Here is a 22,259-nt window from a genome sequence, read left to right as displayed (position 1 = left end):
GGTGGGGGTGGGGGGGGGGGTGGGTCGGGGGGGCGCGCTCCCAAAAACCCCCCCCCACCCCCCCCCGCCCCCCCCGCGGGCGGGGGCGCGCCCCGCTGCCGTTGCTCGGGCGGTCAGCGCACGCGGGTGGTGCGGTCGACCAGGTCGATCGCGGTGCACAGGCCCAGCGCCATCGCCCGGCCGCTGGTGGAGCCGGTGGCCAGCAGGCCCTCGATGGCCGGGCCGAGCGGGCGCTCGCCGACCAGGCCCTGCAGCACCGCGGCGTACTCGCCGCTGACCCGGCCGGCCGCGGCGTGCCGGAGCAGCGCCCGGGACAGCTCGGTGGTGCGGCCGGCGGCCAGCGAGTAGACGCCGGCGGCGAACCGCTCGGCGGCCGGGTGCCGCAGCAGCACCAGGCCGGCCATCGTGCCGGCCATGACGTCGTCACCGGCCGGGGTGAGCCCCGGGCCCAGGCCGATCAGCCGGGCGGCGGTGCGCAGCGCGGCGTCGAGGTCGGCCCGGCGCACCGCGCCCCGCAGCGCGGCCAGCGGGCCGCCGGGGCCGGCGGGCAGGCCCGGCAGCGTGAACGCGCTGTGCGGGACGCCCTCGCCGTAGAGGGTGGTGCGCAGCTGGCGCACGCCCTCGGGCAGCAGCGCCGGGCGCGGGCTGGGCAGCCGCGGCCGCGGGTCCCACCAGGCCGCGGCGCGCACGACCAGGTCGCCGACGACGATCCGGCCGCCGCCGACCTCGGCGGGCGCACCGCTGGGCAGCGCGACGAGGGGACGGCCGTTGCTGGGCCGGAAGAGGACGCAGCCCAGGGGCAGCCGGGCGGCGTCACTGGTGAGGACGCCGACGACGTCGCTGCCGCGCTCGGTGGGCACCTGGAGGTACACCGCGGCGGGCATGCTCATCAGCACCCGGGCCGGGCGCACGGGACCGCGCAGCAGGTCGGCCACGCCCGTGCTGGCCGAGGCCGGGACGGCCGAGGCGGCGCGTGCCGGCGACGCGGTCCGCAGCGTCTCCTGCACCGACGAGCGGGGCAGGGGGATCGTCGGGACCCCGGCCCGGGCGGCGCGCCCCGGCACGCCGTTCGGAGAACCGGTGGTCGTGTGGTCGATGGTGCGCATCTGGGCAGCCCTTCCCCGTCGGACAGCGGAGCGACCTTCCCCTCGGCCCCTCCACCCCTCGGACCGGCCGCCGGAGGGTGAGACGCACCACCTCAGGGGAGCGCCTACCATCCAGCGGACGGACCGACTGGCTCGAAGCTAAGCGGCGCGTCGCACGTCCTCTTATGGCGAATGTGGCCAAGAATGGGGGTGCCCGTCCAGGCACACCTGCCAGATTCCCGCAACTCAGGATGGACGACGGGTGAGGAGGAGGGCGAGTCGTGACTCACAGTGAGACGCCGATGACCTCGGCGATGTACCCGACCGCGCCGCTGCAGCTGCCGCACGGGTGGCAGAGCTCCTTCCCCTCCCGCGCCGTGCCGCCCCGCGACGAGCGCGCCGGGTGGCGCGACCGCGTCGGCCTGCGGCTGGACGAGGCGCTGCGCCTGCCCCGCCTGGTGGGGGCCGAGGTGGTCGCCGGCCGCGCCGGGACCGGCCGCGTCGTCCGGCACATGGTCGTCGACGACCCGGCCGCCCCGCTGGCCACCGCCGGCCCCGACGTCCTCGTCGTCCTCGGCGCCCGGCTGCCCCCGGCCGACGCCGCCGCGGCCCGCGCCCTGGTGGACCGGCTGCTGCAGGTCGGCGCCGCCGCGCTGGCCTTCCGCCGCACGGAGGGACCGCCCCCGGTGCCGGCCGAGGTGCTCGCCGAGGCCGAGCGCCACGGCTTCCCGGTGGTGGCGCTGCCGGCCGCCGTCCGCATGGACGAGGCGGTCTCCGAGGTGCTCGGCGCGGTCGTCCGCCGGCAGGGGGAGGCGCTGGCCGTCTCCGCCCGCATGCACGACCAGTTCATCGACGTCGCCCTGAGCGGCGGCGGCCTGGCCGAGGTCACCGAGCAGCTGGCCACCTACCTCGAGGGCGCCGCCGTCCTCGGGCTCGGCCCCGACCGGGAGATCGTCACCAGCGCCGGCCCGCCCGCCGACGTCGCCGAGATCAGCGACTGGCTGTGGCTGCTCGACGCCGAGGCCGAGGACGAGCTGGCCATGATGGCGCCGGCCCACCGGCTGTCCGGGGTGCGCGCCGACCAGACCGTCGTCACGCCCGCCGACGTCCTCGCCGACGCCGACCTGTCCCCGGCCGACGGCATCCTGCTCGTCCCCGGCCACCACGAGCTGCCCGGCGGGGTGGGGGAGTACGCGGTCGCGCCGATCATGGCCGGCGACCAGCGGCACGGCTGGCTGGTCGCGGTGCACCGCAGCGGCCAGATGGTGGTCGGTGCCGGCGGCGTGCTGGAGCGGGCCGCCGTCGTCTCGGCGCTGTCGGTGATCCGCCAGCAGGCGGTGCACTCGGTGGAGCTGCGCTTCCAGGGCGACCTGGTCCGCCGGCTGGTCGGCGGCTCACTGCGGCACACCGAGCGGGCGCTGGCCCAGACCCGCTCGTTCGGCTGGCGGCTCGACGGCCCCGTCGTCGTCCTGGTCACCGCCACCGAGACCGCCGCCGACCCGGCGGCCGACCCCACCCGCGCCCTCGACGTCCTGGACCGGCTGGCCGACGGCTGGCGGGCGGCGCTGGAGACGGAGGTCAGCGGCGCCGCCGTCGCGGGGTTGTCCACCGAGATCGTCACCGTGCTGCCGCTGGACGGCCGGACGCCGGAGGAGATCACCTCGCTGGTGACCGCGGTGACCTCGCGGGTCAATGCGCGGGTGCGCCGGGTGGGCCGGGTGCTCGGCACCGGCATCGGGCGCCCCGCCGGGTCGATCTCGGCGCTGGGCGAGGCGCACCAGCAGGCGCAGCGGGCTCTCGGGGTCGGGCAGGAGATCCACGGGACAGCCGCGGTCACCCACTTCGACCAGCTCGGGGTGTTCCGGCTGCTGTCGCTCATCCCGGACAGCACGGAGCTGCGCTCCTACGTGGACGAGGTGCTCGGCTCGCTGGCCGACGCCGCCGACCCGGACTCGGCCGACCTGCGCGAGACGCTGCGGGTGCTCCTGGAGACCAACCTCAACGTCGCCGAGTCCGCCCGCCGGCTGCACTTCCACTACAACACGATGCGCTACCGGATCGGCAAGCTCGAGCGGCTGCTCGGGCCCTTCACCACCGATCCCACGCTGCGGCTGAACCTGCTGCTGGCGCTGCACGCCGCGCGCATGCGCGGGCTGGACCAGCCGCACCGCCCGCCGGTCGACTCCGGGCTGCTGCCCCCCGACGACGGCTACGACGCGCTGATCTGAGGGCGGGTCAGCTCCAGGCTGGCCTCCCACAGCTCGCGGGCGCGGCCGGGGTCGCGGCTGTCCGGGGACGACGGCGCCTCGACGCCGCGCTCCAGGTAGCGCCCGCTGGTGCCGTGCGGCCCGGTGACCGCGGCGGCGAGCCGGGCGGCGGCCTCGTCGACGCCCGACGCGAACGGCAGCCGGGCCAGCAGGGGCGCCAGGCCGGTGTAGAGCGCGCGCGCCGGGGCGGGGTACCGGTGGTGCAGCCCGGTGCCGGGGACCAGCCCGGGGTCGAACACGGCGACGTCGACCTCCGGGTGCCGGCGGGCGAGCTCGGCGCCGAAGAGGACGTTGGCGAGCTTGGACGTCGCGTAGGCGCGCTGCCCGGACTCCCGGCGCGGGCGGGCCAGCTCGCGCGGGTCGGCCCAGCGCGGCGCCGGGAAGGGGCCGGACTTCCGCCAGGTGCCCCAGTGGGTGCCGCTGCTGACCACGACCACGCGCGCGCCCGGCGCCAGGTGCGGCAGGAGCTCGACGGTGAGCAGGAAGTGCGCGAGGTGGTTGACCGCGAAGGTCAGCTCGTACCCGTCGGCGCCGGCGCGGTCGGCCACCGGCAGCTGGACGCCGGCGTTGAGCACCAGCGCGTCCAGCGGCTCCCCGGCGGCGACCCGGGCCGCGGCCGCCCGGACGGCGTCGAGGGAGGCCAGGTCCAGGTCGACCACCTCGGCCGGCGGCCCCATCCGGGCGGCCACCGCGGCGCCGCGGGCGGCGTCGCGGGCGCCGAGCAGCAGGCGCCACTCCCCGGTGGCGGCGAGGTGCCCGGCGGCGGCCCGCCCGAGCCCCGACGTCGCCCCGGTGACCAGTGCCGTGCGGGTGTCGCCCATCGTCCCTCCCGGGGCTCGCGGGACGTCGTCCCGATGTGAGACTCTGTGCCAGAACGGGATGCCGTGTCAACAGGAGGTGGCGGTGACCGAGACGGCCGCGCAGCGACGGCGCCGGCGGCTGCGTGCCGAGATGACCCGCCGCGCGGTGGCGCTGTTCGCCACGCAGGGCTACGCCGCCACGAGCACCGGGCAGGTGGCGGCGGCGGCCGACGTCTCGCGCAGCACGCTGTTCCGGCTGTTCGCCGACAAGGAGGACCTGCTCTTCGGCCTCGAGGACGACCTGCTGGCCGCCGCCGCGACGGCGGTGGCCGACGCCCCGTCCGGCCTGTCCCCGTGGGCGGCGCTGCGCGCGGCCGCCGTCGCGATCGCCGGGCAGGTGGCCCCGCTGCGCGACCTGCTGCTCGCCCGCGAGCAGGTGGTGGCCGGGGTGCCGGCGCTGCGGTCGCGGGCGGCGGCCAAGCTGCGCCGCTGGGAGGCCGCCCTCGCCGACGGGCTGGCCGCCCGCGGGGTCCCGCCCGGGGACGCGCTGCTGCTGGCCAAGCTCGTCGTCGCCTGCTTCGAGGTCGCCCAGGCCGGCTGGCTGGCCGGCGAGGCCGGGGACCTGCCGGACCTGCTCACCGCGGCCCTCGACCGGCTGCCCGGCCTGCTGGAGGCGTGACGGGCGCGCGGCGGCCGCCGCGGGGACGATCGCGGGTGTGACCGCACCGGTGGACGAGCTCGTCGCCCGCATGCAGGACCTGCTCGACGCCCTCGTCGCCGCCGGCGACCCCGCCCGCCACTTCCTCGGCACCTACCTGCGCACCACCGAGGCGGTGAACGCGGCGATCGACGCCGGCCGGTTCGAGGACCCGGACTGGGTGACCGCGTGGGACGTCGACTTCGCCGGGCTCTACCTCGACGCCCTCGAGGCGCACCGCCGGGACCCGGCCACTCCGCCGGCGCCATGGCGGGCCGCGTTCGGCACCGACCCGGCCGCCCGGCCGGAGGCGCACGTGCTGCTCGGCATGAACGCGCACATCAACTTCGACCTGCCGCAGTCGCTGGTGCGGGTCATCGGCCCGGCCGACTTCGCCGACCCGCCGCTGCTGGACTCCCGCGGTCGCGACCACGAGCGCATCGACGAGGTGCTCGCCGGCCGGGTGGCCGCCGAGGACCTCGCCCTGCAGGCGTCGGGCAGCCGCCGCACGCCGGTGGACCGGGTCATGGCGGGGCTCAACCGGACGGCGGCCCGGGTGCTGCTGCGCGAGTCGCGGCGCCGGGTGTGGGCCAACACGACCGTCCTGCACCGGGCGCGCCTGGAGGGGCCCGGGGCGCTGGCCCGCCGGGTGGCCCAGCTCGAGGCCGCGGCCGCCGCGCGGGTCACCGACCTGCAGCGCGGCGGGCCGGTGCTGCTGCGGCTGGCCGTGCGCGGCTTCGGCGTCGTGCTGGCGGAGGACTGAGCCGCCCCGCCGCCCAGGAGCGCTCAGGCACGGGAGCGACACGCACGTCCGGCCGGGGGACGTGCGTGTCGCTCCCCGAGCCGGGATCAGTCGGAGAAGACCTCGATCGAGGCGCCCATCTCGACCAGTCGCTCGTAGAGGTGCTCGTAGCCGCGGGCGATGATGTCGACGTTGCGCAGCACCGACGTGCCGCGCGCGGCCAGCATCGCCAGCAGGATGCACACCGCGGGCCGCAGCGCCGGCGGGCAGACGACCTCGGCGCTGCGCCAGCGGGTCGGGCCGGTGACGAGCACCCGGTGCGGGTCCATGAGCCGGACGTCGGCGCCCAGGCGGGTCAGGTCCGACAGGTGGATCGCGCGGTTGTCGTAGACCCAGTCGTGGATGAGCGTCGAGCCGGTGGCCGAGGCGGCGATGACGGCGAAGAACGGCAGGTTGTCGATGTTCAGCCCCGGGAACGGCATCGGGTGGATCTTGTCGATCGGGGCCTTGAGCTGCGACGGGCGGATGGTGACGTCGGCGAGGCGGGTGTGGCCGTTGGCGGCCAGGTACTCCGGCGACAGCTCGTACCGCAGGCCCATCTCGGCCAGCACCGCCAGCTCGATCTCGAGGAACTCGATCGGCGCGCGGCGGACGGTGAGCTCGGACCCGGTGACGATGCCGGCGGTCAGCAGGCTCATCGCCTCGACCGGGTCCTCGCTGATCGTGTAGTCGACGTCGGCGTCGAGCACCGCCCGCCCGGTCACGGTGAGCGTCGTCGTCCCGAGGCCCTCCACGCCGACGCCGAGCAGCTGCAGGTACAGGCACAGGTCCTGGACCATGTAGTTCGAGCTGGCGTTGCGGATGACCGTGGTGCCCTCGGTGCGGGCGGCGGCCAACAGCGCGTTCTCGGTGACGGTGTCCCCGCGCTCGGTCAGCACGATGGTGCGCCGCCCGGTGGCCCGCGGGTCGACGGTGGCGTGGTACTCGCCGGCGTGCGCCTCGACCTCCAGGCCGAAGGGGCGCAGCGCGATCATGTGCGGCTCGACGGTGCGGGTGCCGAGGTCGCAGCCGCCGGCGTAGGGCAGTCGGAAGGAGCGGGCCCGGTGCAGCAGCGGGCCGAGGAACATGATGATGCTGCGGGTCCGGCGGGCGGCGTCGGCGTCGATGCCGGCCAGGTCGAGCTCGTCGGGGACGACGAGGGTGAGGTCGCGGCCGGCGCCGTCCCAGGTGGCCGAGACGCCGATCGAGCGGAGCACGTCGAGGATCCGGTCCACCTCGACGATGCGGGCCACGTTGCGCAGCGTCGTCCGGCCGCGGTTGAGCAGCGCGGCGCACAGCAGCGCGACGGCGGCGTTCTTCGACGACTTCACCGTCACGCTGCCGCGCAGCGGCGTGCCGCCGGTGACCCGCAGGTGGGTCGGGCCGGCCGGGCCGACGCTGATCAGCTCGCTCTCGAGCGCCTCGGACAGCCGGCCGAGCAGGTCGAGGGTGAGGTTCTGCCCGCCCTGCTCGATCCGGGCGATCGCGCTCTGGCTGGTGCCCAGGCGCTCGGCCAGCTGCTGCTGGGTCAGCCCGCGGTGCCGCCGCGCGTCGCGGACCAGCAGGCCGATGCGCTGGGTGGCGCTCGTCGCGGGGGAGGGGGAGAGAGGGGTGGTCGTGGTCTCGGCCGGGAGCTCGGTCGCCGTCACGGTCGACGACGGTATCTCGCACGTGAGATACGGGGCGCGCGGCACGCCGGTGGATCGATAAGGACCGGTCCGGTCAGACTGCACCCATGGACGTCGTGGTCACCGGAGGTACGGGGAGGCTGGGCCGGGTCCTGGTCCCGTCGCTGCAGGCGGCGGGGCACCAGGTGCGGCAGGTGTCGAGGCGGGGGACCGGCCCGGGAGGGGTCCGCGCCGACCTGGCCACCGGCCGGGACCTCGCGACGGCGGTGCGCGGCGCCGAGGTGGTCGTGCACGCCGCCACCGACCCGCGGGGCAACCCGTGGCAGGTCGACGTCGCCGGCACCCGGCGGCTGGTGCAGGCGCTGGACCGCGACCGGCTGCAGCACCTGGTGCACGTCTCGATCGTCGGCGTCGACCGGGTGCCGTGGAACTACTACCGGGCCAAGTTCGCCGCCGAGCAGGTGGCCCTGGCCTCCGGCCTCCCGGTGACCATCGTGCGGATCACCCAGTGGCACGACTTCGTCGACGACATGCTCGGCACCGCCCGCCGCGGGCCGGTGCTGATCGTGCCGATGGGCTGGAGCGCGGCGCCGGTCGACGTCGGGGAGGCGGCCGGGTTCCTCACCGGGGTCGTCGCCGGGCCCCCGTCCGGCGGGGAGGTCGTCGAGTTCGCCGGGCCCGAGGACCTCTCGGCCGCCGACCTCGCCCGAACGTGGGTGGCGGCCCGCGACCCCTCGGTGCGGGTGGTGTCCACCCCGCTGCCGGGCCGGCTGTCGGCCGCCTTCCGGGAGGGCGGCGTGCTCCCCGGGCCGCAGGCGGCGCGCGGGCGACGGACCTACGCCGAGCACCTCCGCGGCTGAACGCGCCGTCCCTGCCGATCTGCGCAGGGACAGCGCCAGGTCCGGAAACCGCCGGTGCGCGGGCGGGCGCGGCCCCTACGGTCGGCTGGTGCCCCCCCGTCCGGTGTCCCTGCCCGTCCTCGCCGCCGTCTCCGTCACCGTCCTCGCCTGGGCCTCGGCCTTCATCGGCATCCGCGCCGTCGGCGCCGACCTGTCCCCGGGCGCGCTGGCACTGGGGCGGCTCCTGGTCGGGACGGCGGTGCTCGCGCTGCTGTCGCTCGGCCGCGGCTGGGTCGCCCCCACCCGCCGCGAGTGGGGGCTGCTGGCGGTCTGCGGGGTGGGCTGGTTCGCCGTCTACAACGTCGCCCTCAACGCCGCCGAGCGGCACCTGGACGCCGGGACGACGGCGATGCTGGTCAACATCGGCCCGATCCTGATCGCGGTCCTCGCCGGGGTGTGGCTGCACGAGGGCTTCCCGCGCCGGCTGGTCGCCGGGCTCGCCGTCGCCTTCGCCGGCGTGCTGCTCATCGGGGTGGCCGGGCGGGGGAGCGGCGGCGACCTGCTCGGCGTGCTGCTGTGCCTGGTCGCGGCGGTGACCTACGCCGTCGGCGTGGTGGCGCAGAAGCCGGTGCTGCGCCGGCTGCCGCCGCTGCAGGTGACCGCGACCGCCTGCGCGATCGGGGCCGTGTGCTGCCTGCCCTGGACCGGGGCGCTCGTGTCCGACCTGGCCGCCGCGCCGGCGTCGTCGGTGCTCGGGATGGTCTACCTGGGCGCGGTGCCGACGGCGCTGGCCTTCAGCACCTGGGCCTACGCGCTGGCCCGCACCGAGGCCGGCCGGCTCGGCGTCACGACGTACCTGGTGCCGCCGCTGGTCGTCGTCCTCGGGTGGGCGCTGCTGGACGAGGTGCCCCCGGCGCTCGCCGTCGCCGGGGGTGCGGTGTGCCTGGCCGGGGTGGCGCTGTCCCGCCGCCGCGGCCGGGTGCGGCAGCCGGAACCGGTGCTGGAGGCGGCCGCTCAGAGGTAGGCGCGGGGGTCCACCGCGGGCGGCAGTTCGCCGGGCACGATCCGCCGGCCGGTGACCGCCGTGGGGATCAGCCGCACCCAGTGCCCGTGCTCACCGGGCGCCCACGGCCGGAGGCCCGTGGCCCGCGTGCGCGCGACCAGGTCGGCCCGGTGCCCGGGGCCCACCTCCTCGGCGACGCCGCGCACGAGCACGCTCCAGCCGCTGCGGGTGCGCCGGTCGATCTCGTCGACCTCGAAGCTCACGTTGGCGTGTTCCGCGGCGGCCAGCTTCGTGCCGGGGGCGGTGCGGATGACGATCGTGGTGCCGTCCATCGCGTAGTTGACCGGGAAGATCAGCGGGTGGTGCTCGGCGTTCACCCCGAGCCGGCCGATCTCCTGCGTGGCCAGCAGCCGGTGGCACTCCTCGACGGGGATCTCCTGCAGCGTGGGAGCGGTCTCCTCGGCGGTCATGGCCCCATCGTGGCCGTGCCCCGGGACGCACGCGAGCGGGTCAGCGCTCCCGGCGCCGGCGCGGGCCGGCCCACGGGTCGTCGGGGTCCAGGTCGTCGTCGAGGTCGGCGGGGGAGTCGGTGGCGGCGGCCGTGTCCGGGGTCGCGCGGGTGGTGTCGGCGCGGCGGGCGGCGGCCTCGAGCGCGTCGTCCCGCTCGGCCGCGCGCCGCGCCCGCTCCAGCCGCTCCCGCTCGCGCTCCCGTGCCCGCAGCTGCCGCCGGGTCGGGCGGCTGGTGTCGGGCTCGGCGCGGGTCCGGCTGAGCCACCACAGTCCCGCGCCGGCCAGGGCCAGCCCGATCGGCAGCGGGTACGCGGCGGCCCGCTCGGTGCCGCCCTCGCCGAGCAGCTCGACCACCCCGGCGCCGTAGAAGACCGTCAGCGCGGTGGCGAACAGGCCGAGCAGCACGACGGTGGTGCCCAGCGCCTCCGACCACGGCCGCACCGCGTAGGCCAGCGCGATGAGCCCGAGCCCGCCGCCGACCAGGTACAGCACCGTGCCGGCGGTGTGCAGGCTCGGCGAGGTCAGCCGGGGGAAGACACCGACCAGCAGCACCCCGAGCGCGGCCGCGCCGAGCAGCGCCACCGCCGGGCGCGCCGCCCGACCGCGCAGCACCGGCAGCACCGCCACCGCCCCGGCGCCGATGAGCCCGGCCTGCACCACGAACGAGGCGTTCATCAGCGCGTGCGCCGGCTGGGTCGGGTCACCGAGGGCGCTGATGGGATCGGCCGAGCGCGAGTACGGCAGCACCGACTGCACCTGCACGATCGTCTCGACGACGAAGAACTGGAGGGTCAGCAGCCAGGCGACCGCGCCCCAGGTGATCCGCTTGCCGGGCATGCACCCCATGGTCCCAGCCGGTGCGGGGAGGTCAGCCGAGGTGGGCGAGGACGGCGGCGTGCTGCGCGGGGGTCAGGTAGGAGGGGTTGCTGCCGGCCGGCATGCGCAGCACCTCGGCGTCGCGGGCGGCAGGGTCGGCCAGCAGGTCGGCGCGCGGCACCGGGGCCGCGAGCAGGGTGAGCCGGACGACGACGAGCGGCCCGCCCGCGTCCTCGCCGATCTCCCCGGCGAGCTCCCCGGTCGCGTGCACCCCCGGGCGGTCGGGGCCGCTGAGCCAGAGCAGGCACGCGTCGCCGGGGCGCATGAGCCCGAGCCGGTAGGAGCGGCGCAGGCAGCGGGAGAACGTCGCCGGCTCCCCGGGGCGCCAGCCGGGGACGACGGCGCCGGGGGGCAGGGCGGTCTTCACCACCCAGCAGGCGACGTCATCGGGCCGGAGGCGGGGCACGGGACCATCCCAGCACCCGGGCACGATGGGCGCGTGCCGTCCCCGCCCGCCACCGCACCGGGCGGGGAGGAGCCGCTGCCGCGGGGGCACCGGGCCGGCGACCCGGCGCTGCGCCGCGCGTCGGGAGCGGTGTTCCTGGCCGGCGTCGCGGTGTTCGCCGTCCTGTACGCCCCGCAGGCGCTGCTGCCCGAGCTCACCCGCGCGTTCGCCGTCTCGCCGGCCGCGGCCACGCTGTCGGTCTCGGTGGCGACGGCGGGGCTGGCGCTGGGGCTGCTCGTGCTCGGCCCGCTGTCGGACCGGATCGGCCGCCGGCCGGTGCTGCTCGTGGCGCTGGCCGCCGCGAGTGGCCTGGCGGTGCTGACGGCGGTGGCGCCGGCGTGGGAGGTGCTGCTCGTCCTGCGCGGCCTGCAGGGGTTCGCGCTGGCCGGGCTGCCCGCCGTCGGCGTCGCCTACCTGCGCGAGGAGCTGGACGCCTCGGTGAGCTCCCGGGCGATCGGGCTGTTCGTCGGCGGCACGGCGATCGGCGGGCTCAGCGGCCGGGTGGTCGCCGGGGCCCTGGCCGACCTCGGCGGCTGGCGGGCGGCGGTCGGCGGCATCGCCGGGCTCGCGGTGGCGTGCACGGTCGCCGTCCGGGTGCTGCTGCCGGCCTCGCGCCGGTTCGTCGCGGTGCCGCGGGAGACGCCGGTGCTGCACCAGCTCGCCCGCGGCCTCGGCGACCCGGTGCTGCTGGGTCTCTACGGGCTGGCGGCGCTGCTGATGGGCGGGTTCGTCGCGGTCTACAACGCGGGCACGTTCCGGCTGGAGGCACAGCCGTACGGGCTGTCGCCCGCGCTGGCCGGCCTGGTGTTCCTGACCTACCTGCTGGGGTCGGTGGCCTCGCCGGTCGCCGGCGGCCTGGCCGAGCGGGCCGGGCGGCGGGTGGTGGTCCCGGTGGCGCTCGCGGTGACCGTGGCGGGCCTCGCGCTGACCCTCGCCGCGCCGCTGGCGCTGTTCGTCGCGGGGCTGGCTGTCCTGACGGTCGGCTTCTTCGCCGCGCACGGCGTGGCCAGCGGCTGGGTGGCCGCGCGGGCGGCGCTGGGGGAGCGGCCGGTCGGGCAGGCCGCGTCGCTGTACTCGTTCTGGTACTACGTCGGCTCGTCCGTGGGCGGCACGCTGGCCGGCCGGGCCTGGGCGACGGCGGGGTGGCCGGGCGCGGTGGCGGTCGCGGGCACCGGCATCGGCGGTGCGCTGGTGCTGGCCCTGCTGCTGGGGCGCAGCACCGCGCTGGGCCGGGGCTGAGGGGCGGGCGCCGGTCGGCGCCCGCCCCGAACAGGGGACGTGCTGTCCGGCCCTCCTGCTGTCCGGCCCTCCTGCTGTCCGGCCCTCCTGCTGTCCGGCCCTCGGGCAGGGGCCCGCCCCGAGCGGAGCGAGGGGTGGGGGCAGGAGTGTCCTGCGTCAATCGGTGGCGGAGTGGAACTCCGCGCCGGCCGGGTCGGCGTCGTCGGAGCCGACAGCCTGCCGCTCCTGCTCGGTGCGGAACTGCAGCGCGTCGTCGTTGGGCCGGGGGTCGGCCTTGCCGTGCTCCTGGCGGTCGCGGGGTGCCGACTCCTCGGTGTCCATCACGTCGTCGAGGGTCGGGCGGTCGGGCTCGGTCATCGCGGTACCTCCGCTGCGTCGTCGATCGGTCCCGGAGGCCATAGCCGTCGCAGAGGGCGGGAAACCCCTAGCGCTGCTCCAGCGAGCCCGCCGGCAGCCACGCCTCGACGAGCACCGGACCGTGCGGCCCGGGGACGGCGTAGGCGACCCGGCCCTGCCAGCCGCCGGCGGACTGGCGCCACTCCACGAGCAGGCCGGGGACGGTCCCGTCGGCGCCGGGCGGGGTGCGCACCCAGCAGTGCCGGCCCGCTGCCGGCTCCCGGGTGGGCGGGGGCTCGGGAGGCGGGGCCGCCGCGACGCCGGAGTCCGCGGCCCGTTCACCGAGCGACGGCCGCGACCTGCCCCGCTGCATCCCGCCTGCCACCCCGGCAGTCTGCCACGGTGATCGAACACCCGTTCGGACGGCCGGCTCCGGCGTCATGTCGCCGTGTCGGCGTGTCGACTCGGGGACACGCCGACATGTCGGTGATCCCGGTCACAGTGTGTGCGGGTGGTCACCTACTCGTTACGAACCGTTGTTGGAGTGTGCACGGCGGCTGCTTAGCGTCGCTCACGTCCTGGCACCTGTCCGAAGGGTCCTCAGTGCTCTCATCAACCGGCTCCCGGCGCCTGCTCGCGCGCCGGGCGGCACTCGGCGCCGCTGCCGTGGCCGTCGCCGTCACGGGTCTCCCGACCGCCGCGTCGGCCGCGCCCACCACGCCGTTCATCTCCGAGATCCACTACGACAACGCCGGTGACGACACCGGCGAGTTCGTCGAGGTGCAGATCCCCGCCGGCGCCACGTCCGCAGGGCTGGCCGTCGTCCTCTACAACGGCAACGACGGCAAGGTCTACGACACCGACGCCCTGCCTGCGGTGACCGCTCCCGCCGGTGCGCCGGCCGTGGCCGTGATCGACTACCCGAAGGACGGCCTCCAGAACGGCGCCCCCGACGGCATCGCGCTCGTCCGGGGGGACGAACTCGTCGAGTTCATCTCCTACGAGGGTGTCCTCACGGCTGCCGACGGACCTGCGGCCGGGGTGACCAGCACCAACATCGGTGTCAGTGAGTCCAGCTCGACCCTCGTCGGGCAGTCGCTGTCGCGCACCTTCGACGCTTCTGGCGTCTCCGTGTGGGCTCGTCCGGCGACCGCGACCAAGGGTGCCGTGAACGGCAGTGGCAGCACGACGCCACCGCCCACGACGAGCGGCTCCTGCGAGACGACGCCCACGCACGAGATCGGCGCCGTCCAGGGCACCGGCGCCGCCACCCCGCTGGCCAACGCACAGGTCACCGTTCGTGGCGTCGTCGTGGGCGACGTCCCGGGCCTGTCGGGCTTCTACCTCCAGGACACCGACGGCGACGGGAACGCCGCCACCTCCGACGGCGTGTTCGTGTTCAGCTCCGTCGCGGTCGACCTCGGCGACACCGTCGCCGTGACCGGCCAGGTGCAGGAGTACAGCGGCCAGACGCAGATCAGTGCGCGCACGACCGCCGCGGTCTGCGCCGACGGCACCGCCGAGAACCTCCCGGCGGCCACGCCGCTGGAACTCCCCGCCGACGCCGCCGCCCGCGAGCGGCTCGAGGGCATGCTCGTCGCCCCGGCCGACGAGCTCACGGTCAGCGAGGTCTACGACCTCACCAGCTACGGCGAGCTGACCCTCTCCGAGGGCGGCCTGCTCGTGCAGCCCACCGAGCTCGCCCGCCCGGGCACCGACGAGGCCGAGGCCGTGGCGGAGTCCAACGCCCTCCGCAAGATCACCCTGGACGACGGCGTCAGCGCCCGCGTCTCGGTGACCACCCGCCCGTACCTGTCGCCCACCACCCCGGTGCGGGTCGGTGACGTCCTCGACTTCCAGGAGCCGCTCGTCCTCGGCGAGGGCTTCGGCACCTACCGCCTGCAGCCGGCCGACGGCAGCGCCGCCGGCGTCCTCACACCGCAGAACACCCGCCCGGCGGCGCCGCAGCCCGTCGGCGGCGACGTCCAGCTGGGCACCTTCAACGTGCTCAACTACTTCCTGACCTTCGACGAGGACAGGGGTGGCCGCGGCGCCACCAGCCAGGCCGAGCTCGAGGAGCAGGCGGCCAAGGAGGTCGCGGCCATCCGCGGTCTCGGCGCCGACGTCGTCACCCTGCTCGAGATGGAGGACACCGACTCCACCGGTCTGACCCCGGGCAACGCCGACACGGCGCTGACCGACCTGGTCCGCCGGCTGAACGAGGCCGAGGGCTCGCCGGTCTGGAGCTATGTGCCGATGCCGGAGGAGCTGTACGCCGTCGACCGCGACGTCATCCGCAACGCGATCATCTACCGCAACGACGTTGTCCAGACGGTCGGCGCCCCGGTCGGGCTGGTCGACGAGGCCGTGTGGTCCAACGCCCGCGAGCCGCAGGCGCAGACCTTCGTCAAGGACGGCGACGCGTTCACCGTCATCGCCAACCACTTCAAGTCCAAGAGCACCGGCGACGCGACCGGCGACAACGTCGACGACGGTGACGGCCAGGGCCAGTGGAACGGCGACCGCGTCCGCCAGGCGCAGTCGGTGGCGGCGTTCGCCGCCCAGCTGGCGGAGTCGACCGGCGACACCGACGTCGTCCTCCAGGGCGACCTCAACGCCTACTCGCAGGAGGACCCGATCGAGGCCCTGCGCGAGGCCGGGTTCACCGACCTCGGCGAGGAGTTCGACCCCGCTCGCTACAGCTACGTGTTCGACGAGCTCTCCGGCTCGCTCGACCACGCGCTGGCCAGCCGCTCCCTGGCGGACAAGGTCACCGACGTGGCGCACTGGAACATCAACTCGGTCGAGTCCTTCGCGTACCAGTACACCGGTGACCCGGCCCTGTACGCGCCGGACGCCTACCGCTCCAGCGACCACGACCCGCTGGTCATCGGGATCGACCTGCAGGAGCGCTGCAACGGCCTGCTCCCGACGATCAAGGGGGACGACGGTCCCGATGTCCTCCAGGGCACCAACGGCGTGGACGTGATCATGGGCCTCGGCGGCGACGACGTCATCACCGGCGGCAACGGCGACGACGTCGTCTGCGGCGGTGCCGGCGACGACCGGCTGTCCGGGGAGAACGGGAACGACCGGCTCTCGGGTGGCTTCGGCGACGACCGGCTCGACGGCGGCAACGGCGACGACACGCTCGTCGGCGGGCCGGGCACCGACGGGCTGAACCAGGACCGCGGCGCCGGGAGCACCGAGCAGGAGGGCGCCGAGTCCTGACGACCGGTCCCTGGACGCGCGTCCGGCGCGGCACCCCGAGCGGGTGCCGCGCCGGACGTGTCCCCGGGGCCGGATCAGACGCCCTCGCGGGCCTCCCCGCCGGCCTGCTCGCCGATCGCGTCCTCCTCGGGGTCGGTCGTCGCGAGCACGCCCGCGGCGAGGGTCCGCGCGACCTCCTGCAGCAGCGGGTGGCCCGCCAGGTCCTCGACGGGCACCGGTAGCGGCAGCGACCAGTTGGGCCGGTCGGTGGTGCCGGGCATGTTGGGCCGGCGCCGCACGGCGAGCGCGTCGTCGAGGGTGGCCGACAGCAGCAGCGACGGCGCCCGCCCGAGCAGCTCGTGCGCCCGCGTCACCGCCGTCTCCGGCCTGGCGTCCTCGCGCAGCCCGGGCAGCCGTTCCAGCAGCGACCGCCGGCCGCGCTCGAGCTCCTCGTCGCTGCCGGTGCCGTGCTCGCGCTGCTCCTCGACGTCGGCCCCGGTCCACAGCCCCGCCACCGTCGGCAGGTCGTGCGTGGTGACGGCGGCCATCGCCTCCTCGGGCCACTCGGCGGGGTCGTCGTCCTCGAACCACAGCAGTCGGTAGCTGAGGATGCCGTGCTCGGCCAGGGCCTCCCGGACGCCGTCCTCGACCGTGCCGAGGTCCTCGCCGACGACGACCGCCTGCGCCCGGTGGCTCTCCAGCGCGACGATGTCGAGCAGGTCCTCGGCGGGGTACCGGACGTAGGCGCCGTCGGCCGCGCTGCCGCCCGAGGGCACCCACCACAGCCGGAACAGGCCCATGACGTGGTCGATGCGCAGGCCGCCGGCGCCGGCCATCGTCGCGCGGATCGACTCGACGAACGGCTCGTAGTCCCACTCCTGCAGGCGCCACGGCTCCAGCGGCGGGGAGCCCCAGTCCTGGCCCTGCGCGTTGAACTCGTCCGGCGGCGCCCCCACGGTCGCGCCCTGCGCGAGCACCCCCTGCCAGGTCCAGGCGTCGGCGCCGCCGCCGGCCACGCCGATCGGCAGGTCCTGGATGACGGTCATGCCCTCGGTGGCGCGCTCGAGCTGCAGCGACAGGCACCACTGCAGCCAGGCGTGGAAGGCGACGTCGCGCTCGTGCCCGGCCACGAAGGAGCCGACCGCGCCGCTGCGCGGGTCGCGCAGCTCCTCGGGCCAGGTGTGCCAGTCGGGGCCGTGGACGTCGGCCAGCGCGCACCAGGTGGCCCAGTCCTGCAGCTTCTGTCCCTGGTGCCACCACCAGTCGGGGAAGGCGGGGTCGTCGCGGCCGGTGGCGTCGAACACCCGGCGCAGCACCTCGCGCTTGCGGGCCCAGATCGCGTCGCGGTCGATGAGGTCGCCCTCGGACAGGGCGCGGCCGGCGTCGCCGCCGAGGTCGACGCGGTCGGCGCCGGGCACCTCCTCGACGCGCAGGTACACGGGGTTGCGGAAGCGGCGGGTGGCCGGCAGGTAGGGACTGGCCTCCTGCTGGGGCGTCGGGGCGACGGCGTGCAGCGGGTTGATCAGCACGAAGCCCGCGCCCTGCCCGGCGGCCATCTCGCGGACGGCGCGCAGGTCGGCGAGGTCGCCGATGCCCCAGCTGCCGCGGCTGCGGGTGGCGTAGAGCTGCACCGCCCACCCCCACGCGCGGTCCTCGGGCAGCCAGCACCGGCCGGGGGACACCACCAGCCGGCGCCGCGGGCCGCCGGGCTCCTGGAGCCAGTGGTAGCCCAGCGGGAAGTCGGCCGGCAGCTCGCCGTCGACGTGCCGGGTCGACCCGTCCTCGAGGGTGACCTCGGCCTCGTCGACCTCCAGGACGTCGCCGGGACGGGCGACGATGGGCGCCCGGTGCTCGAGGTCCTCCGGGGGTTCGCCGATCACCTCCCGCAGGCGGTCGATGGTGGCCTGGGCGACCTCGTGCTCCTCGTCGAGGGCGTCGAGCCAGGTGGCGTCGATGCCCCAGCGGTCGGTGCTGCTGGTGCGTGTCACCCCCCGATCCTCACGGCGGGCCGGGCGGATCGCAGCGCAGGACGCGGCGTGGTGCCGCTCTCCTCCCGTCCGCCCGTCCGCGGTTCCGGCACGGGGCGGTCCCGTGGCCGCCGACCAGGTCCTGGGGTAGGCACGACCGGTGACCGTGATCGGCTTCCACAACTCGCACGAGCAGGTCCACCCGGCCGAGCTCCTGGCCGCCGTCCAGCACGCCGAGGAGGTCGGGTTCACCGCCGCGATGTGCTCCGACCACCTGACGCCGTGGAACCCGCGGCAGGGCGAGTCGGGCTTCGCGTGGTCCTGGCTCGGCGCGGCGCTGGCCACCACCGGGCTGCCCTTCGGCGTGGTCAACGCCCCGGGGCAGCGTTACCACCCGGTGGTCGTGGCGCAGGCGATCGCGACCCTCGGTGCGATGTTCCCCGGCCGGTTCTGGGCCGCGCTGGGGTCGGGCGAGGCGATGAACGAGCACGTCACCGGGCACGTGTGGCCGAACAAGGACATCCGCGACGCGCGGCTGCGCGAGTGCGTCGACGTCATCCGCGCGCTGCTGGCCGGCGAGGAGGTCAGCCACGACGGGCTGGTCGTCGTCGACCGCGCGCAGATCTGGACCCTGCCCGAGCAGCAGCCCGCGCTCATCGCCCCCGCCGTCACCGCCCGCACCGCCGCGCGGCACGCCGAGTGGGCCGACGGGCTGGTCACCATCAACCAGCCGCACGACGTGCTGCGCGACGTCGTCTCCTCCTACCGGGACGCCGGGGGGCAGGGGACGCTGACCATCCAGGTGCACGTCTCCTGGGACCCCGACGAGGACCGCGCGCTGGCGATCGCGCACGACCAGTGGCGCAGCAACGTGTTCGCCCCGCCACTGTGCTGGGACCTCGACACGACGACGGCCTTCGACCAGGCCAGCGCGCACGTGCGCCCCGAGGACGTGACGACGGCGGTGCGGGTGTCCTCGGACCTGGGGCAGCACGCCGCGTGGATCGCCGAGTACGTGGACCTCGGCTTCGACCAGGTCCACCTGCACCACGTGGGCAAGGAGCAGAAGCCGTTCCTCGACGCCTTCGGTGAGCACGTGCTGCCGCGGCTCGACGTCACCCGGCCGGCGCCGGCCGTCGCGGTCCACCCGCTGCGGCCGCACCAGGAGCCCCAGCCCGCCGTCCTGAAGTAGGCGCCCGCCGGTCGATCACCGGCTGCGTGCACGATGCCCCGGCGTGTCCGCGCGTGTCCCGTGCACGCAGCCGATGATCAGCCCGGATGCCGAAGCGGCCCCGCGCCGTCCGGTTGCCGCGCGGGGCCGTGATCGACAGGCTCGCCGGGTGCGGATCACGGACACGGCGGACCTCTGGTGGAAGACGGCGGTCGTGTACTGCCTCGACGTCGAGACGTTCATGGACTGGAACGGCGACGGGTGCGGCGACCTCGCGGGCCTGGCCCAGCGGATCGACCACCTCGCCGACCTCGGCGTCACCTGCCTGTGGCTGATGCCCTTCTACCCGACCGCCGAGCGCGACGACGGCTACGACATCACCGACTTCTACGGCGTCGACCCGCGGCTGGGCACGCACGGCGACCTGGTCGAGGTCGTCCGCACGGCCACCGACCGCGGCATCCGGGTGATCGCCGACCTCGTCGTCAACCACACCTCGATCCAGCACCCCTGGTTCCAGCAGGGCCGGCAGGGCCGCGACGCGCCCTTCCACGACTACTACGTGTGGCGCGACGACGAGCCGCCGGACACCTCCGACCAGGTCGTCTTCCCTGACCAGGAGGACTCGGTCTGGACGCGCAACGAGCCGACGGGGGAGTGGTACCTGCACCGCTTCTACAAGGAGCAGCCCGACCTCGACGTCACCAACCCGCGGGTGCGCGACGAGGTCGCCAAGGTCATGGGCTTCTGGCTGCAGCTGGGGCTGTCGGGCTTCCGCGTGGACGCCGTCCCGTTCTTCCTCGAGACCCAGGACGGCGCCGACGCCGAGCACTTCCCCGACCCGCACGAGTACCTGCGCGCGCTGCGCTCGCTGGTCGGCCGGCGCACCGGCAGCGGCGTGCTGCTCGGCGAGGTGAACCTGCCGCACGCGCAGCAGAAGGACTTCTTCGGCGGCGACGACGGCGACGAGCTGACCATGCTGTTCGACTTCGTCGGCATGCAGGCGATGTACCTGTCGCTGGCCCGCGCCGACGCCGGCCCGCTGGTGCAGGCGCTCACCGGCCGGCCCGAGGTGGACCCCGACAGCCAGTGGGCCACCTTCGTGCGCAACCACGACGAGCTCACCCTCGACAAGCTCTCCGAGGACGAGCGCGAGGAGGTGTTCGCCGCCTTCGGCCCCGAGGAGCGGATGCAGGTCTACGGCCGCGGCCTGCGCCGCCGGCTGCCACCCATGCTCGACGGCGACCCGCGGCGGGTGCGCATGGTGTACAGCCTGCTGTTCTCGCTGCCCGGCACCCCGGTGCTCTTCTACGGCGAGGAGATCGGCATGGGCGAGGACCTCGACGCCGAGGGCCGGCTCGCCGTGCGGACGCCGATGCAGTGGACCGCCGGGCGCAACGGCGGGTTCTCCACCGCCGACCCCGACCGGCTGCCCGGGCCGGTGGTCACCGGCGGCTTCGCGCCCGAGTTCGTCAACGTGGCCGACCAGCGCCGCGACCCGGACTCGCTCCTGTCGTTCACGAAGCTGCTCATCCGGCGCTACCGCGAGTCGCCCGAGCTGGGCTGGGGCTCGTTCCGGGTGCTCGAGCAGCCGCACCGCGAGGTGCTCGCGCACGTCTGCGAGTGGGACGACGGCACGCTGGTCGCGGTCCACAACCTCGGTCCCGAGCCGCGGGTGGTGCCGCTCGTGCTCGACGGCTGCGACGCCTCGCACCGGCTGGAGGACCTGCTCGTCACCCAGACGACGCCCCTGGGCGACGACGGCGCGGTGGAGCTGGCGCTCGAGGGCTACGGGTACCGCTGGCTGCGGGTGGTCGCCGAGGACAGCCGCCGGCTGCTCTGACGTCGCGTAGCCTCGGGATGACACCGCGTGGTCGCGCGCCGTGTCATCCCATCCCGGGACCGGCGCGTCCCGCCGCGCGCGGTGGACCTGCGGGGGCCTGTCGGAGGGGCGTCCTAGCGTCCCCGCCGATGACCGAGCCCGCCGTCCCCGCGCACCCCGCCCCGCCGACCGCGCCCCAGACCGCCCCCGTGCAGTACCCGGCCGCCGAGCCGGGCCCGGGCGGGGCGGCCGCCGGTCAGGCGTCCCCCGGAACCGCCGCCCCTGCCCCCGGCGGCCCTCCGGGCGGGCCGGTGCGCGGCGGATCCCCGGGCGGGCCGGTCGCCGGGCCGCCGCCGGTGGTCCGCGCCCGCCAGGGGGACCCGCTGACCCGGATGGGCCCGTGGGCGCCGGCCGCCGGCGCGGTCCTCGGCCTGGTGGCCGGGGTGGTCGCCGTCCTGCTGCTCGGCGGGCGCGCCGAGGCGTTCGCCGAGCGCCTGGCGCTGGTGTTCCTCGTCGTCGGGCTGGTGGTGCTCGGCGTGGCCGGCGCGCTGCTGGCCGACGAGGTGCGGCTGGTCCGCCGCGGCACCCGGGAGGCCGGGGTGCGGCCGGCCTGGGTGGAGGCGACCGCGGGACTGGTCAACGGGCTGACCCCGGCCCGCCTGCTGCTCGCCACCGGCGCCTTCGTGCTCTTCCTCGCCGCCTACACGGCCCGGTAGGGGCTCAGCCCACCGCGTCGGGGTCGCGCAGCGCGGTGGGGTCCAGCCGGCCCTCGACGATGTCGTCGGCGACGTCGTCGACCACCCGCCCCGTGGCGAAGGCGTGCGCGCGCAGCACGGTGAGGGTGTCCACCACGTCGAGGCCGAGCGCCACCGTGGCCACGCCGGTCGCCTGCCACACGCGGCTGCGGCGGCGGGCGTCGGGGGAGTCCCACCACCGGGTCCCGCCCTCGTCGGCCACCCCGCCGGAGGACCGCACCAGCTCCTCGGTCAGGCACACGACGACCGTCTCGACGTCGTCGCGCGGGACGCCGGTGAGGGTGGCCAGCTCCCGCGCGTAGAGGTCGACGATCACGGTGGGGCCCAGCGGCGGGGCCAGCGGCACCGAGAACACCGCGCGGAAGGGCGTCTCGCCGAGCAGCGCCTCGTGCAGCTCGGGCCAGTTGCGGTGGATGTCCTCGATGTCGAAGACGATGGCGCTGCCGGTGTCGTGCGCGCGCAGGCACGGGCCGTCGCCGGCGGTGAACTGCAGCTGCTCGGCCCGTGAGGTGGTGCGGTCGCTCGCGCCGATAGGCGTCCGCAGCCCGGCGCCCTCGTGGATGCTCAGCGCCACGCCGTCCACCCGCACCGCCTGCGCCGCCGCCCGGGCCAGCCGGGAGGGCACCATCTCCGGGCCGTCCTCCCCGGTCCCGGCCGACTCCTGCAGTGCGTCCAGGAACCGCGTCGCCGCGTCACTCGCCGTCACCCGTCCACTCCCGTCGTCGCGGTCGCCGGTCCTCCGGGTGGCTGCTCACCGGACCTCGTCGTGCCGCCACCCGTGGTCACCTTGGTCCAGCGGAGCCGCCCGCACCACACCAGGGTCCCCGT

20 protein-coding genes are annotated in these 22,259 nt (G+C 76.1%); 10 read left to right on the top strand and 10 right to left on the bottom strand.

Annotated elements, in window-relative coordinates; genetic code table 11:
* Positions 1-113: 113 nt before the first annotated feature.
* Entirely contained in the window at positions 114-1,106 is a 993-nt protein-coding gene (locus ACI798_RS18480; protein WP_456942803.1) for a DUF2877 domain-containing protein, read from the bottom strand.
* Between the two features lie 260 nt (positions 1,107-1,366).
* Between ACI798_RS18480 and ACI798_RS18475 the strand changes: the two genes are divergently transcribed.
* A complete protein-coding gene (locus ACI798_RS18475; RefSeq protein ID WP_456942804.1) occupies positions 1,367-3,313 on the top strand; it encodes a PucR family transcriptional regulator in 1,947 nt (648 codons plus the stop codon).
* Here the strand turns inward: ACI798_RS18475 and ACI798_RS18470 are convergent.
* Positions 3,295-4,173 (bottom strand): SDR family NAD(P)-dependent oxidoreductase, encoded by an 879-nt coding sequence (locus tag ACI798_RS18470; RefSeq protein ID WP_456942805.1) that lies wholly within the window; start codon positions 4,171-4,173, stop codon positions 3,295-3,297. The genes ACI798_RS18475 and ACI798_RS18470 overlap by 19 nt on opposite strands.
* Before the next feature lie 82 nt (positions 4,174-4,255).
* Here ACI798_RS18470 and ACI798_RS18465 point away from each other — a divergent pair, with 82 nt between their 5' ends.
* Positions 4,256-4,831 (top strand): TetR/AcrR family transcriptional regulator, encoded by a 576-nt coding sequence (locus ACI798_RS18465; RefSeq protein WP_457048609.1) that lies wholly within the window; start codon positions 4,256-4,258, stop codon positions 4,829-4,831.
* A 37-nt stretch (positions 4,832-4,868) separates the two neighbouring features.
* On the top strand, positions 4,869-5,612 hold the full coding sequence (locus tag ACI798_RS18460) for a DUF5995 family protein (RefSeq protein ID WP_456942807.1): 744 nt from the start codon (positions 4,869-4,871) through the stop codon (positions 5,610-5,612).
* Positions 5,613-5,698: 86 nt separating this feature from the next.
* Here the strand turns inward: ACI798_RS18460 and ACI798_RS18455 are convergent, their stop codons facing one another.
* Positions 5,699-7,279: a helix-turn-helix domain-containing protein gene (locus ACI798_RS18455; protein ID WP_456942808.1), complete on the bottom strand. Its 1,581-nt coding sequence runs from the start codon at positions 7,277-7,279 to the stop codon at positions 5,699-5,701.
* A gap of 86 nt (positions 7,280-7,365) precedes the next feature.
* Here ACI798_RS18455 and ACI798_RS18450 point away from each other — a divergent pair, with 86 nt between their 5' ends.
* Both ACI798_RS18450 and ACI798_RS18445 read left to right on the top strand, forming a co-directional pair.
* Positions 7,366-8,118, top strand: a complete 753-nt coding sequence (locus ACI798_RS18450) for an SDR family oxidoreductase (protein WP_457048608.1) — start codon at positions 7,366-7,368, stop codon at positions 8,116-8,118.
* Positions 8,119-8,206: 88 nt separating this feature from the next.
* Positions 8,207-9,121, top strand: coding sequence for a DMT family transporter (locus tag ACI798_RS18445; protein ID WP_456942810.1), 915 nt, complete (start codon positions 8,207-8,209; stop codon positions 9,119-9,121).
* Here ACI798_RS18445 and ACI798_RS18440 read toward each other — a convergent pair.
* The 3 genes from ACI798_RS18440 to ACI798_RS18430 are packed head-to-tail and all read right to left on the bottom strand — an operon-like array spanning position 9,112 to position 10,892.
* The gene (locus ACI798_RS18440; protein ID WP_456942811.1) at positions 9,112-9,570 is read right to left on the bottom strand and encodes a pyridoxamine 5'-phosphate oxidase family protein; all 459 of its coding nucleotides are present in this window, start codon (positions 9,568-9,570) and stop codon (positions 9,112-9,114) included. The two genes, ACI798_RS18445 and ACI798_RS18440, sit on opposite strands and share 10 nt — an antisense overlap.
* Before the next feature lie 40 nt (positions 9,571-9,610).
* A complete protein-coding gene (locus ACI798_RS18435; protein WP_456942812.1) occupies positions 9,611-10,447 on the bottom strand; it encodes a DUF998 domain-containing protein in 837 nt (278 codons plus the stop codon).
* A gap of 31 nt (positions 10,448-10,478) precedes the next feature.
* Positions 10,479-10,892, bottom strand: coding sequence for a hypothetical protein (locus ACI798_RS18430; protein WP_457048607.1), 414 nt, complete (start codon positions 10,890-10,892; stop codon positions 10,479-10,481).
* Positions 10,893-10,925: 33 nt separating this feature from the next.
* Here ACI798_RS18430 and ACI798_RS18425 point away from each other — a divergent pair, with 33 nt between their 5' ends.
* Complete coding sequence (locus ACI798_RS18425; RefSeq protein ID WP_456942814.1) at positions 10,926-12,170, top strand: MFS transporter; 1,245 nt, start codon at positions 10,926-10,928, stop codon at positions 12,168-12,170.
* 156 nt (positions 12,171-12,326) lie between these two features.
* Here ACI798_RS18425 and ACI798_RS18420 read toward each other — a convergent pair whose 3' ends face one another.
* Both ACI798_RS18420 and ACI798_RS18415 read right to left on the bottom strand, forming a co-directional pair.
* On the bottom strand, positions 12,327-12,527 hold the full coding sequence (locus ACI798_RS18420; RefSeq protein ID WP_456942815.1) for a hypothetical protein: 201 nt from the start codon (positions 12,525-12,527) through the stop codon (positions 12,327-12,329).
* A gap of 67 nt (positions 12,528-12,594) precedes the next feature.
* Positions 12,595-12,759: a hypothetical protein gene (locus ACI798_RS18415; protein WP_456938974.1), complete on the bottom strand. Its 165-nt coding sequence runs from the start codon at positions 12,757-12,759 to the stop codon at positions 12,595-12,597.
* 350 nt (positions 12,760-13,109) lie between these two features.
* On the opposite strand from ACI798_RS18415, the gene ACI798_RS18410 reads away from it, so the two are divergent.
* Positions 13,110-15,737: an ExeM/NucH family extracellular endonuclease gene (locus tag ACI798_RS18410; protein ID WP_457048606.1), complete on the top strand. Its 2,628-nt coding sequence runs from the start codon at positions 13,110-13,112 to the stop codon at positions 15,735-15,737.
* Positions 15,738-15,811: 74 nt separating this feature from the next.
* Here the strand turns inward: ACI798_RS18410 and malQ are convergent, their stop codons facing one another.
* Positions 15,812-17,704, bottom strand: coding sequence for a 4-alpha-glucanotransferase (malQ, locus tag ACI798_RS18405; RefSeq protein WP_457048605.1), 1,893 nt, complete (start codon positions 17,702-17,704; stop codon positions 15,812-15,814).
* 139 nt (positions 17,705-17,843) lie between these two features.
* On the opposite strand from malQ, the gene ACI798_RS18400 reads away from it, so the two are divergent.
* From ACI798_RS18400 to ACI798_RS18390, 3 genes are all read left to right on the top strand, one after another.
* On the top strand, positions 17,844-18,875 hold the full coding sequence (locus ACI798_RS18400; protein ID WP_456942818.1) for a TIGR03885 family FMN-dependent LLM class oxidoreductase: 1,032 nt from the start codon (positions 17,844-17,846) through the stop codon (positions 18,873-18,875).
* Between the two features lie 148 nt (positions 18,876-19,023).
* Entirely contained in the window at positions 19,024-20,697 is a 1,674-nt protein-coding gene (locus ACI798_RS18395; RefSeq protein ID WP_457048604.1) for an alpha-amylase family protein, read from the top strand.
* 128 nt (positions 20,698-20,825) lie between these two features.
* Positions 20,826-21,392, top strand: coding sequence for a hypothetical protein (locus ACI798_RS18390; RefSeq protein ID WP_457048603.1), 567 nt, complete (start codon positions 20,826-20,828; stop codon positions 21,390-21,392).
* A gap of 4 nt (positions 21,393-21,396) precedes the next feature.
* On the opposite strand, the gene ACI798_RS18385 is transcribed toward ACI798_RS18390, so the two are convergent.
* Positions 21,397-22,137, bottom strand: a complete 741-nt coding sequence (locus tag ACI798_RS18385; protein WP_457048602.1) for a hypothetical protein — start codon at positions 22,135-22,137, stop codon at positions 21,397-21,399.
* Positions 22,138-22,259 lie beyond the last annotated feature (122 nt).

The organism is Geodermatophilus sp. SYSU D01045 (assembly GCF_054050295.1).
Note: the sequence above shows the minus strand (reverse complement) of the source record. Positions and strands in the feature narration are given on the sequence as shown.